The sequence below is a fragment of the Brevibacillus sp. SKDU10 genome (genome assembly GCF_001645205.1).
Lineage (GTDB): Bacteria > Bacillota > Bacilli > Brevibacillales > Brevibacillaceae > Brevibacillus_B > Brevibacillus_B halotolerans.
In genome coordinates this window covers 23,049-35,109 of the sequence record NZ_LSSO01000048.1, presented here as the reverse complement: position 1 = coordinate 35,109, position 12,061 = coordinate 23,049, and the positions used below count along the sequence as shown (strand labels likewise).

Sequence of the window (12,061 nt, the reverse complement as noted above, 5' to 3'; positions counted from 1 at the left end):
CGCTAGGACCTGCGTCATTCACTAACGGGGGCGGGTCTTTGGTCCACCCTTTGAAGTGAATCCTGGTTCCTAATCTAGTTTTTCCAACGAGATTTAAATTATCATGGTTCTGAGAAAAATACAATACTTTTTTAAAAATAAATTTCTGGAAATACCAAATTTTTTCACAAATAATCCCAAACAAATATTAAAAAACCTGAACTAACGAAGCTAATTGGCAATAGCAGCGAACATTTTATACAAAAAATGGGCACCAGCAGTGCCCTTTTTTTGATTTACTTTTATGCTTCTAGTACAAACAAACGATGTGAAACAGCAGATAACTTTTGATCAATTACTGAAACCGTGTCTGGCTTGTGTATCCCTACCCAATTACGAAGGTCAAGGAGACGATCCGTCTCTTCGCGCAACTTGGTAATTTCTTGTTCACTAGACGTTTGTGCATATAGATGTTGCAATTCCTTGGCGTAGTTTGCGCCGTCCTGCTCAAAGATGATGGATTCTTCGGTGTCATTTACTTCTTCAATCTTTGTCACTGAACCTTCGTCATAATGATAAATAATCGTGAAGTTTTCGTAAATTCGGTGCACAACAGCGTGACCCCTGAAGGCTTTCATAGCTTTTCGCATCACGTTGGCAAGACTGATATCTTTGATTGTATAGGAACTGTCGCAAATAAAGTGGTTTTCAAATTTCTGGAAGGCAAGATGTATTTCGGAACTACCATCCACAATGACGATGTCACGATCCCCATTTTCAAATATCTGTTCCATTAAGAGAACTCTTTCCTTTGCAAAGAGTTGAACAAATTGATTTAATTCCTGCTCTGTCATGGTAAAAAAGGCGTTTGCGTAATTTGTAGCTAAACGCTGTGCCATACAAATCTCCCCAATTCATTGTTTTTCCTAAATACCAATCGGCTACGTATGTGTATCTGGTTGGTTGACTGGTAATGCGGAAAAGGGAGCTAAGTATCCACAAAAGATCGCTGTAGAACCTGACCTTGCCGCCCCGTGAGTTTAAACTCAAAATGGGTAATGAAGGCGGATCACCTACTTTTATCTTTATACACTTCTCTATTCTTTATTATACACAAAACAAAAATAAAAATCCTGCCTAATAAACACAGGATTCTAAAGAAAACAGCGATTTAGAGGGTTTACATACGTTTTTATGGAAAAACCTCCTATATTATCACTATCTCGCAGATTTATACAATTTATAGAACGGACACAGAAGAAGTCATCGCTTTTTTAATTACCATCAGCTCTTCTTCTGATAAATGGTAAACAGATGTTCCTTTTTCAATCGGCTTCGCATACGTCCGTGATTCTTCTCGACCATAAATACTGGTAATCACTACCCCGTTTTGTTGTTCATCCAAAAATGCCAAGGAAAAACTTAAATCACTTCCCATTTCTCCAAAGGCATTGTACCGATGCACCGCAATACTCCCCGCTTGTGTCGCCATTTTTTGAGACAATCGATTTACTACAAATTGCTGATCACTGAGCTTTCCTTCCCATGCATCCATATCTACAAGCAAGCCATTTACTATTTCTTCTAGGTTGTCCCCCTCGCCTCGAACAAAGAAGCGATTCATTCTTTTTCGTAAACGATTGATTTTAGTATGTAAGACGATAATATACACGAGGCTCAGCACTGTAAATCCGCATAATCCCAGAAGAACATACGGTGACTGAATCGCCAGTAAAACTTGCTGCATAGAAATACTTCCTTTCTCGGCCAACTTCATATTATCCCATTTTACCGCCAAGCCATTAAGAGATCAATTGCTTGAAACGGTTTCCAGTAAAAAAGTTACACATTTTATGCTCCATAACAAGAAAAACGGCCTCTCTTCCTAACGAAGAAGCCGTTTTTCATCTAAACGCCGTGTCTTGAAGGTTCATTCTCACCCTGCCCATTCCATCATGATTTCAGCTATACTTCCAGTAATAACATTTCCTTACGCAGTAATCTTAATTGTGCCTTTGAACGTTGCATCTGCTCCTTATTTCTGCTTTGCATGGCATCGTATAGGGTTGCTAATTCATAGTCAAGCTCTAGACGTAATACAGGAATTCTTTCTTCGGCATCTCTTCTTTTCAGGGCAGCAATCACTTGGTCCATGGTCACATTACATGCTTTTTCATAGATCACTTTTTTCTCAGCTCCTTTAATCTTAACAATTCGTACAGCTTCACCGTATCTGATGTTTTTTACTAGGATTTGGTGCTCGTTAATGATTTTGACCACTGCATGCCCTTTTGCCTGTTCAATAAATTGATACAATATCATCGCTAACCTGATGTCCCGAACAGCATAATGATATTCCTCCAGCTTGTAACGTTCTCCGCTTTTAACTAAAACGAGCTGATGTCCGCCACTAGCTGCTGTAATATCCATCCGAATTGAATGAGTTGCTTCTTTGACTCTGACAGATAATCCATTCTGATGAAGCGTATCCAATAATGAAAGGAAGGTAGTTCGGTCAAACCAGACAATGATATTGCTGTACTCTAACTCGTTATAGGTTTTTTTCATACACTTCATCCCCTAAAAATATACTGAATAATCAGATTATAAATAAGCCCTTGGGAATGGGTTGTATATCCTATTACTGTTCAACTATTTTTGTTACACTCCCATTCACGTATTTTTGTCTTTTTAAAGAAAACCAGCGAGAGATGGCATTTATTTCCTTTCTATTGGATACGAATAGGAATGCTGTTTTATTTCTTACTTACCCCGTTTTTTGTTAAAGAAACCAAATTAGTTACATTTCGGGAAGGTCCCCGATAGTCTGCTTATCAGTGTGGTATGATATCATATGGAGAGAGATTCGCTTTCTTCACGGCTCTTACGCCCTTTTTGTTTTGTGAGAAAGGAAAGAGGCATTTGCAAATACGTAGAACAAATCGTGCACTCAATTGAAAGGAGTTTTACATATGACTACTTTTTCTGGATTTCACTCTGAGGATTTTGAGGTATTTTCCATTGAAGGTTTAGACGAAAGAATGGAAGGAATCAAAGATCGAATTCGGCCCAAATTAACCTTTCTGGGAGAACATTTTGCTCCTCACCTTGGACTAGCATTAGGAGATGAAATGTTTTACCATGTCGCTAAGCATGCGCGGCGTACAGTTAATCCACCTAAGGATACATGGGTAGCTTGGGCAAATGACAAGCGCGGATACAAAAAACATCCTCATTTCCAAATTGGATTGTGGGGCACTCATCTGTTTGTTTGGTATGCCCTTATTTATGAGTCTCCGTTTAAACAGGAAATCGGCCATAACATGGAAAAGCATTTGAAAAAAATCATGTCCCTTGTGCCAGGACACTTTCATTGGTCACCGGATCACATGCAGCCACACAGTACTTCACAAAATGAGTTAGGTGAGGAAGGACTATTGCAGCTTATTCAGCGCCTACAGACGGTAAAAAAAGCTGAAATTCTTTGTGGGATCACAATTGATAAGGATGACCCTATTCTAAGAGATGGTGACTTGCTAATAGCTCGCCTAGAGGAAACATTCCAAGTCCTTACTCGTTTGTACATGTTAAATCGCCATGAATAGAAGCCTTTGCTAGGAATTCAAGATGCTTTCTACTATCTATATGCAAAAGAACAGGTCCTTTTTCATGTTATTGTAAAGAACCTGTTCTTCTTTTTAATAAAAGATTAACAACATCGCTGTTGCTTCCCTTGAAATATTTTTTGCATATTTGCTTGAAATGCATTGACATCCCCCATTATTCGATCGAACAATTCCTGAACACTAGGAACATCCTGGATTAAGCCGACCACTTGTCCTGCCCAACCAAACCCATGCTCTGCATCCCCCTCGTAAATAAAACGAAGATTGTTTCGACCACTAATATATTCTCGCAAGCCTTCATATCCTACGCCTTGTTTTTCTAGTTCAGAAATATACGCAGAGCCTTTTGTATTTATCACACGCGCAGGAGTACCTAAAGAACGTTTAATAACAGTGGTATCATGCTCTGTAGCCTGAATAAGTGCCTGCTTGTAGGCAGCATGTGCATGGAGACACTCCTTTGTAGCTATAAACCTAGTCCCCATCTCCACACCCTCTGCTCCTAATGCAAGCGCTGCCAAAAATCCACGCCCATCACCAATTCCACCACTTGCAAGTACAGGAATACTGACCGAATCAACAACACGCGGAACAAGTACAAGGGTTCCAATATCATCCCGTCCTAAATGTCCCCCTCCCTCCTGCCCAACTGCCATTACCGCGTCAGCCCCAGCGGTTTCCGCTTTTTGTGCCTGTCTGACCGTTGACACAAGCACCAAGCGTTTCATATCATGTCCATCCGTTCGGCGAATTAACGGCTCAGGGTTTCCTCCTGTAATACTGATAACGCCAATCCCTTCTTCTATAGCCACATCCAACATTTCTTCAAATGGCCGATCATGTTGACCAATAGCAAAGTTAACGCCAACAGGCTTTGCTGTTAACGAGCGCACCTTTTGAATCTCAGTCCGTAAAGCGTCTGGCGAAGGAAGTGACATAGCTGTTATCTGCCCTAATCCTCCTGCCTCAGAAACTGCGGCTGCTAATTCAGCATACGCCAGATGTGCTAATCCTCCTTGTACAATGGGATATACTATATTAAGTAATGAGGTAATTCTGGTGTTCATTTTAAATCCCTCCTTTCTTTATTCTTAAACTTTCTGCTTATAAAGGGATAAATCCTGCCACTACAGGGATTAAGCAAAAAAAATACTTGCTTTCCCCCCCTAATTTGCTATACTCAATTTTGTTGTTTTTCAAACAATTATAAAATAAAGTGAGGCGATACGATAATGAAACAGGATAAAACCCCCTTATTTAGCGGATTGGTGGCACATAAAGAGAGGAATCCCATTCAATTTCATATTCCAGGCCACAAAAAAGGAACGGGAATGAATCCTACGTTCCGAGAATTCATTGGAGAGAACGCGTTATCGATTGATTTAATCAATATCGCCCCACTGGATGACTTGCACCATCCTAAAGCAATGATTAAAGAGGCACAGGATTTGGCAGCAGAAGCCTTTGGTGCGGATCATACCTTTTTCTCTGTACAAGGGACAAGCGGTGCGATCATGGCCATGATCATGGCGACTTGCAATCCTGGAGACAAAATTATTTTGCCTCGAAATGTGCATAAATCTGTAACGGCTGCCATTATTTTTGCTGGTGCCATTCCAGTCTTTATCCATCCAATCATGGATGAACAGCTAGGGATTGCTCATGGTATTACGCCAAAAGCGGTGCAAAAAGCACTAGCTGCACATCCTGATGCGGCTGCTCTATTAGTCATCAATCCAACTTACTTTGGTATCGCAGGAGATTTACAACAAATCGTAGAAATAGCCCATGAGTATAACATCCCTGTTTTGGTAGACGAAGCTCATGGCGTTCATATACATTTTCATGATGATATGCCATTATCCGCCATGCAGGCAGGTGCAGATATGGCTGCTACCAGCGTTCACAAGCTGGGAGGCTCTCTTACCCAAAGCTCAATTTTAAACGTAAGAGAAGGGCTTGTAGACGTTGACAGAGTGAAAACCATTCTGAGCATGCTAACAACCACTTCTACTTCTTACATTCTACTGGCTTCTCTAGATATGGCTAGACAGCACTTGGCTATACATGGAAAACAAATGATAGAAAACTCCATTCGTCTAGCTAACACTGCTAGAGATGCGATTAACAAAATTCCTCGACTACGTTGTGTAGGAAAGGAAATACTCGGTATGCCAGCCGAATACGCAATGGACCCGACTAAATTGCTCATTCATGTGCGCAATCTCGGTATTACTGGTTGGGAAGTCGAGAATTGGTTGCGTGAAAAATATAATATTGAGGTTGAGATGAGTGACCTCTATAACATTCTTTGCTTTGTAACAGCAGGGGATACAGAAGAAACGATCGGTACACTAGTAGCTGCCCTACAGCATTTAGCGGTTGAATTTGCTCATGCACAGCCAAGTGATTTAATTGAAATTTCACTTCCTGAAATTCCAGTTATCTCTCTGTCTCCTCGTGATGCTTTTTATGCAGAAACGGAAATTGTACCTCTGGAACACGCAGAAGGCCGTATTATTACGGAATTTATCATGGTGTATCCTCCTGGAATTCCAATTTTATTCCCAGGAGAGGTTATTACAGCAGATAACATTCATTACATCAAAGAAAACCTTCGTGTAGGTTTACCTGTTCAGGGTCCTGAGGATGAAACCATTCAAACCATCAAGGTTGTAAAACGCCAAGCGGCCATACATGAATAACAAATAGAAAAGTCCTCTCCTTGCTACTATTGAAAAGGAGAGGGCTTTTTTGACAATCATCTGATAAACTTCGAAACTTTTCTAGACTCTATGACGTATAGTAAATAGATAGATCATACATAAGATACGCCCTACGTCGCCTGAGAAAAGGAGAAATGACATGAACACTACTACCACATCCACCACCACGAATCCCTATTCCTACCTGTTATGGATTGGATATCTTATCCTTGCTATAGGCGGCTCTGCCTTATATGGAGCTAGTCTCAGTTTACATTTTGAACATTGGTCATTTGATCTCGGTGCGTACTGGGTCATCATATCCGCTAGTTGTAGTTGGATTCTTTTATTTGGAACCACCTACCTGATAGGCTATAAAAAAATAAGTCTGCGTTGGCTAATCCAGATTAGTTTGGAGACTGTCGTATATGGGGTTACCGTACTGCTTGCTGCCTCGTTAGTTAACCTAATTGCAAAAGGATTACATTTTCCAAGTTTACTGATGGTAACTCCCAATATCTTACTTGTCCTCTTCTCCAACATCTTAATGGCCAATCATTATATTGGCGAAATGAAAACGCAGCATTTTTCTCCGCCGCTATCACTTTTGCTGTGGCTAACCCTGTTAGATGGGTTCGGCATTTTCTTTCTATATTTTTTCGGTAAAATGTTTTAGTTTCAATGATAAATTTGATGTACTAGATAAAAAGGCTGATAGGATATCATATCCTACCAGCCTTTTTCAGTTTCGTATTAATCTTCATCTTCGCCGTAAAAATAATCATAATCATCATCATCGTCGTCATCGTCGTCATCACTAGAACCAAGTACAGATGTATAGAGACCTTCCTCATCATCACGGTCATCCAACCATACTAAACGATTGCCGCCAATTGCGATCTCAGATGGATCAGCGTCACTGCCAAACGGAGATCTAAAACGGTGTTTATCCCTGTCATACATGACATATTTATCTACTGCGTCTCCGCCTTTTTCTACTTCAGTCTCATAGAAAATGACATTATTTGAAACGATTGGATTTTCTTGATCGCCTTCTTCTTCATATAGAAGATCCGTACGATTCAGTTTAAAGGAATATATGAAAATGTCCTTGCTCTTTGTGTCGCTATTGTAAGCAGACCAAGCTGCAAATTTGTCGCCAAGCCCGATTCCTTTAGCACTTTCCGCTTCTTCCTTCATAATGCGGCCGCCGTCTACATAATCGTAAATGACAATGTCTTGGTAACGATCGTCCTCTCCATCAATTAATGCCACAGCCTGATTATTGATAGCTACACTGCGAACGCCAAGTTTGGAATCATGAAGCTCAGAAGTTTTATTCTTTTTCAAATTCGTTAGGTTAACAGTATTCGAACGCTTTCCACCGCTCACCCAAACAAGATGGTCTTTATAAATAGCATACAATCCTTCTACAACGTCGGTTTTCTTCGTCGTAATTTTAGTTGATTCTCCCGTTTCAATATCGTAAGACACCAACGCCCTATCATCATTATCGTAGTAAACGACATAAGAATCACTTACCACTGGATGCTCAGCTTCGTGTTTTTCTGGAGAGATCGTAATCGTTTTGCGATCTTTTACATTATACAGCATTACGCGAGACTCTCTTTTGCCTTCCTTCACGAAAGCTACATAGTTTTTGCTAGCTGCCGGCGAAGCCATATTTTTTATGTTTTCGTCCTTACCCAGCGTTTGGCTCTTCTCTTTTTTCGTATCAAACAATTTCAATGTCAAATTATTCGTTTTACCAGTAGCATAAAGCACGTAACGTCCACTCATCACAGGAGGCAATTTACGATTGAAATCATTGTTGATTTTAACCAAATCATCTTTGTTTGTATCTAAATAATACAATGTGCTGCCTGATCCATATACCAGATAACGTCCGTTAAAATCAAACAGCTCTTCGTCTCCTTTTTCGTGAGTGAGCACCTTGCTTTTACTACTCTCTACTTGTGTTTTTTCGATATTACCGCTTGATTCGTTCAAGTAAACGATGTCATCATCAGAAATGATCGGTTTTGCTGTTTTAGCTTTTCCCCAGTACGTTTTAAATTCTTTAGAAGAACCTAATTTATTTTGGTACAATTCGGCTCTTCCATTACGCTCATCCTGCCAAACAATTTGGTCATCATAAATGGAAGGATGGCTTGCTTTTCCGCCTGTAGATATGCGATATTCCTTGTCATTTCTTACTTCAAGCGCATAAATATTTGTTCCACCATCGCGCTTGTCTTTCCAGACTACAACTCCATCCTTAAAGGCAATCTCTTCTGGATCAGTTACTCTTGCATGCTGGTTTGTAAGAACGCGTTCTTTATTCTTTTTCAGATCGTACGCATATAATTCATAGCCATTTTTCTCTTCTTGAGCCCACACTACCGTGTTTCCTTCAATACGTGGAGCTACTTTCTTAGAACTATTGCTAGAAATTTTCTTCGCTATACTTTCATCATCTACATCATAAAGCACAACGGCATAATTCTTACCAGATTCCTCTACCCAAACAGCATAATCCCCATCAAAGTCCATACCATAGGCAGTGGCTGTAGTATCACCATTTACTGAAATTTTTTCTTCATCATAATTAGCTGCGAAAACGGGGTTCACACTACTAATTAATGTCGTCGCCATGGCAAAAACAGCTATCCATCGCTGAAAGCTCTTCTTCCTCATACTGTAACTCCTCTCGACAAAATATTTCCATTATCTCTATCCTTCTTATTATTTATCAATTAAATGGAGAAGTAAATAAAAATCTTTGAAAGAGGGAATGAAAAAGCAAAAAACACACTCATAAAGAGTGTGCTGAATAATCAAAGAAATTGATATATTCGAAAATACATCTTCAAAATCTATTCATGTTCGTTATCATGCTGATGGCACGGGCAGTCACATAAACCATAAAGCGTTTTCACCTGTGGTGATTCTAAATGTTCAATGATGTCTCCGCATTTCTGACAAACGATTGTCGTCATGATAAGCCCCCTATGAAATAAGTGTACTCACAAAATAAAGTGAATCAAATTAATATGTCACATTAGTTGCATAAATGTGTTACATTAATCTTAATACGACATACTTTAACTGTCAATAGGCTAATAAACACAACTTCCATCATCCGTTTTCTTTATAAACTCATTCCAAATAACTAAAACACCCTAAATTAGTATGTCACAATTATGGTAAAGTCATCTTATTCATCTAAAGAAACAGCCCCCTTCAAGGAATGAAGGGGGCTGTCATATTTCCAGTTATTAACTGTATCTAAGCTAGTATTGATCCTGAAAAGGCATGGATGGTAAGTTATCACGAAAGAATTGAGAGAGCTCCTTTGCTTGGGTAAGACAGGTCAATTTAAAGATTTGTTGCAAATGTTTAGGATTTATTGTGTCTTCTGAACTTAGTAACGTTGATTGCCCTGTCTGCATACATACCACCAATGGTTTCCCGAAAAAACGATGTGTATACACGATTCCAAAATCATAACGTGTCGTGTCGGTTGTATAGCCCAAAAAGCGAACCTTGGCATCTTCGTTCACGTCATACAACAATTCCATTGCTTCCATCGCGATACCCTCCCATCTTGTATGATTTTTTATCTCTTCATCCAGACTAGTCATAAGCCCTACGATGGCTTAATTAGAATATGAGAAGAAGATAAAAAAATTCCTGTCGATCAAGCCCATTTCTTACATGTAAAAAAGCTGCACATTCAAATGTAACCTTTTTTACATCATTTGAAACTTTTATCTTTATATCCCGTACTTATTACAGAGGATATTCATCCGGCAGAGCTTTGATTCTCAGGAAAACGCTCTTCTCCTTCCTGAATCCATTTGACCTTATCTTCACCGTGCAAGGTTTGAGCAAGGAATAACATGCACTCAAAAAACAGTTCTACTACTACAACGGAGTATCGTTCTTTTAATTTTTCTAAAGCCTCAGTCAAACGGAATAGACTGGGTGTATTTTTCCTACTTTTTTCAATAACCTCACGACCTGCGCTTGTAGGATAGACATGAACAACCCTTCCATCAATATCGGATTTTTCAATGCTTACTAATTGTTTTTCCATCAGCTTTTTTATATGAATGACAATAGATGAGGGATGCCAAAACGTCCAATCAGCAATCTGCGTAACACGTACTCCTTCGTAGCAGCAAATGATCCACAAAATATTTAATTGTACGGATGAATCCAAATTCGCTGCCTTTGCAGCTCTTTCCCAATCGTCTTTGTTCACAACATTGATTGCTCGTAATGTATTTAACGCTTCATGCACCTGTCGTACCGCTGTATCCTTCATTTTCCCATTCCCCCAACTGATTTTTGTCTCTCTACAAGTATAAATTTTCATCATTGTACTATTTTCAGAAAATATAATCAATTGCTTTCCGTATTTTGTGTCCGCTTGCAGAAGCCTAAACTGTAATGCTACACTAAATGTGGAAGAAAATTCGTATTTTTGATATGGGAGTGAACTGATTCGTGAATATGCAATCCGCCTATGTATATCTAGTAGATGGTTCCATCGCCTCCACGGTTACTCTTGAAGATGTCAAAACATTTTTACAAAAATACCGAAATAAAACCAGTAAAACAGGACAACAATTGGATTGGAACTATACAGATGCCTCCTTTCCTTATCATATCGAAGAACCTGCGGAAGGAAAAGACACATTTTTCATTTTAAAGGGCAAAGATCAGAATCTTTATAAATATGTGATCATTGGCGTAGGCACACGTCTAAAAGACAATCAGGAGCGGGCATTCATTCAGGTTAGTATTCCCGACACAGCAACTCAGAACGATAAAAGTAAAGGCAACGAATACTGTCGTTATTTAGCCCGCGAAGTAAAAGGTGAGCTTCATCTATTCAACGGCAGAATTCAATATTTTCAGCCACGCAAGCCTTAAATTTGTATTTTTCAAACAGATGTCCAAGCAAAATGGCACCCTCCCAATATGATACATAGTGGAGGTGCTTATCTCACTTTAAGTACCTCCTTTGACTCCAACATCCGGTCATAAGGAGGTGCTTTTTTATGGAACGCTCTGATTTCATTTCGCTTGTAAGTACACCGGCTCAGATCGCCTTTGAAAAGTATAATATTTACGCCTCTATAACCATTGCTCAAGCAATTTTGGAATCTGGATTTGGTAACTTTATTCCAAGGGACACTGCTACAGGTCGGACATCCTATAACATTTTTGGAATAAAAGGAGTAGGTCCCTCAGGCTCTGTTCATGTAGAAACCAAAGAATATCTTCAAGGCTCCTGGGTTACGAAAACACAAGCGTTCAAAGCCTATAATAGCTTTCTTGAATCCATTGAAGACCACTCACAGCTTTTATTAAGTCCTCGCTATCAATCCGTTATTCAAGCAACTACTCCTTATCAAGCAGCCCAGCAGCTAGAACAAGCCGGATATGCCACCGACCCAGACTATGCGGAAAAGCTACAAAATATAATCAAAACCTATAATTTAATCCAGTATGATCAAATAAAGTCCCCCTCTGAGAATTTTGTAGCTGCTTGGAAGCTAGAAATAGGTAAGCGTGCCCTCGCAGAAGGAATCATCACGTCTCCCGAATGGTTGCATGACTTAGATAAGCCTATGCCTGTCTGGGCTGTACTAGCAGTGGCGCTGCGTGTGTATGACAAATGTCGTGAGGGTAAGTAAACACGATGAAAAACAAAAGACAGGTTCCCTGATCGGGTCCTGT

Annotated in this window: 13 protein-coding genes; 5 read left to right on the top strand and 8 right to left on the bottom strand. The window is 39.6% G+C overall.

The features are described from left to right. Nucleotides 1-281: 281 nt before the first annotated feature. The 3 genes from AYJ08_RS04070 to AYJ08_RS04060 all read right to left on the bottom strand — a co-directional run bounded on the left by AYJ08_RS04070 (nt 282) and on the right by AYJ08_RS04060 (nt 2,547). Complete coding sequence (locus AYJ08_RS04070) at nt 282-878, bottom strand: hypothetical protein (RefSeq protein WP_031413406.1); 597 nt, start codon at nt 876-878, stop codon at nt 282-284. Between the two features lie 341 nt (nt 879-1,219). Then, nucleotides 1,220-1,726 carry a DUF4446 family protein gene (locus AYJ08_RS04065; RefSeq protein ID WP_031413405.1) on the bottom strand — a complete coding sequence of 169 codons (507 nt, stop codon included), beginning with the start codon at nt 1,724-1,726 and terminating at the stop codon, nt 1,220-1,222. Nucleotides 1,727-1,944: 218 nt separating this feature from the next. After that, nucleotides 1,945-2,547 (bottom strand): hypothetical protein, encoded by a 603-nt coding sequence (locus AYJ08_RS04060; protein WP_031413404.1) that lies wholly within the window; start codon nt 2,545-2,547, stop codon nt 1,945-1,947. 404 nt (nt 2,548-2,951) lie between these two features. On the opposite strand from AYJ08_RS04060, the gene AYJ08_RS04055 reads away from it, so the two are divergent. After that, complete coding sequence (locus AYJ08_RS04055; protein ID WP_031413403.1) at nt 2,952-3,584, top strand: YktB family protein; 633 nt, start codon at nt 2,952-2,954, stop codon at nt 3,582-3,584. Nucleotides 3,585-3,688: 104 nt separating this feature from the next. Here AYJ08_RS04055 and AYJ08_RS04050 read toward each other — a convergent pair whose 3' ends face one another. Beyond that, nucleotides 3,689-4,672, bottom strand: coding sequence for an NAD(P)H-dependent flavin oxidoreductase (locus tag AYJ08_RS04050; RefSeq protein ID WP_064016689.1), 984 nt, complete (start codon nt 4,670-4,672; stop codon nt 3,689-3,691). A 165-nt stretch (nt 4,673-4,837) separates the two neighbouring features. Here AYJ08_RS04050 and AYJ08_RS04045 point away from each other — a divergent pair, with 165 nt between their 5' ends. After that, nucleotides 4,838-6,310: an aminotransferase class I/II-fold pyridoxal phosphate-dependent enzyme gene (locus AYJ08_RS04045; protein ID WP_031413401.1), complete on the top strand. Its 1,473-nt coding sequence runs from the start codon at nt 4,838-4,840 to the stop codon at nt 6,308-6,310. A 160-nt stretch (nt 6,311-6,470) separates the two neighbouring features. After that, nucleotides 6,471-6,986, top strand: coding sequence for a hypothetical protein (locus AYJ08_RS04040; protein ID WP_031413400.1), 516 nt, complete (start codon nt 6,471-6,473; stop codon nt 6,984-6,986). 77 nt (nt 6,987-7,063) lie between these two features. Here AYJ08_RS04040 and AYJ08_RS04035 read toward each other — a convergent pair whose 3' ends face one another. The 4 genes from AYJ08_RS04035 to AYJ08_RS04025 form a co-directional block, all read right to left on the bottom strand. Next, complete coding sequence (locus tag AYJ08_RS04035) at nt 7,064-9,007, bottom strand: TolB family protein (protein ID WP_064016688.1); 1,944 nt, start codon at nt 9,005-9,007, stop codon at nt 7,064-7,066. Between the two features lie 179 nt (nt 9,008-9,186). Continuing rightward, nucleotides 9,187-9,309, bottom strand: a complete 123-nt coding sequence (locus tag AYJ08_RS22770; RefSeq protein ID WP_081476759.1) for a GapA-binding peptide SR1P — start codon at nt 9,307-9,309, stop codon at nt 9,187-9,189. Between the two features lie 294 nt (nt 9,310-9,603). Continuing rightward, complete coding sequence (locus tag AYJ08_RS04030; RefSeq protein ID WP_003336622.1) at nt 9,604-9,900, bottom strand: DUF3055 domain-containing protein; 297 nt, start codon at nt 9,898-9,900, stop codon at nt 9,604-9,606. A gap of 215 nt (nt 9,901-10,115) precedes the next feature. Further along, nucleotides 10,116-10,640 carry a MarR family winged helix-turn-helix transcriptional regulator gene (locus AYJ08_RS04025; RefSeq protein ID WP_031413398.1) on the bottom strand — a complete coding sequence of 175 codons (525 nt, stop codon included), beginning with the start codon at nt 10,638-10,640 and terminating at the stop codon, nt 10,116-10,118. A gap of 182 nt (nt 10,641-10,822) precedes the next feature. Here AYJ08_RS04025 and AYJ08_RS04020 point away from each other — a divergent pair, with 182 nt between their 5' ends. Beyond that, nucleotides 10,823-11,251, top strand: coding sequence for a DUF1885 family protein (locus AYJ08_RS04020; RefSeq protein ID WP_035319182.1), 429 nt, complete (start codon nt 10,823-10,825; stop codon nt 11,249-11,251). A gap of 128 nt (nt 11,252-11,379) precedes the next feature. Then, nucleotides 11,380-12,018, top strand: coding sequence for a glycoside hydrolase family 73 protein (locus AYJ08_RS04015; protein WP_064016687.1), 639 nt, complete (start codon nt 11,380-11,382; stop codon nt 12,016-12,018). Nucleotides 12,019-12,061 lie beyond the last annotated feature (43 nt).

Coding starts and splice junctions, on each gene's coding strand:
- AYJ08_RS04070 (WP_031413406.1), bottom strand. CDS start 878: ATGGCACAGCGTTTAGCTACAAATTACGCAAACGCCTTTTTTACCATG.
- AYJ08_RS04065 (WP_031413405.1), bottom strand. CDS start 1,726: ATGCAGCAAGTTTTACTGGCGATTCAGTCACCGTATGTTCTTCTGGGA.
- AYJ08_RS04060 (WP_031413404.1), bottom strand. CDS start 2,547: ATGAAAAAAACCTATAACGAGTTAGAGTACAGCAATATCATTGTCTGG.
- AYJ08_RS04055 (WP_031413403.1), top strand. CDS start 2,952: ATGACTACTTTTTCTGGATTTCACTCTGAGGATTTTGAGGTATTTTCC.
- AYJ08_RS04050 (WP_064016689.1), bottom strand. CDS start 4,672: ATGAACACCAGAATTACCTCATTACTTAATATAGTATATCCCATTGTA.
- AYJ08_RS04045 (WP_031413401.1), top strand. CDS start 4,838: ATGAAACAGGATAAAACCCCCTTATTTAGCGGATTGGTGGCACATAAA.
- AYJ08_RS04040 (WP_031413400.1), top strand. CDS start 6,471: ATGAACACTACTACCACATCCACCACCACGAATCCCTATTCCTACCTG.
- AYJ08_RS04035 (WP_064016688.1), bottom strand. CDS start 9,007: ATGAGGAAGAAGAGCTTTCAGCGATGGATAGCTGTTTTTGCCATGGCG.
- AYJ08_RS22770 (WP_081476759.1), bottom strand. CDS start 9,309: ATGACGACAATCGTTTGTCAGAAATGCGGAGACATCATTGAACATTTA.
- AYJ08_RS04030 (WP_003336622.1), bottom strand. CDS start 9,900: ATGGAAGCAATGGAATTGTTGTATGACGTGAACGAAGATGCCAAGGTT.
- AYJ08_RS04025 (WP_031413398.1), bottom strand. CDS start 10,640: ATGAAGGATACAGCGGTACGACAGGTGCATGAAGCGTTAAATACATTA.
- AYJ08_RS04015 (WP_064016687.1), top strand. CDS start 11,380: ATGGAACGCTCTGATTTCATTTCGCTTGTAAGTACACCGGCTCAGATC.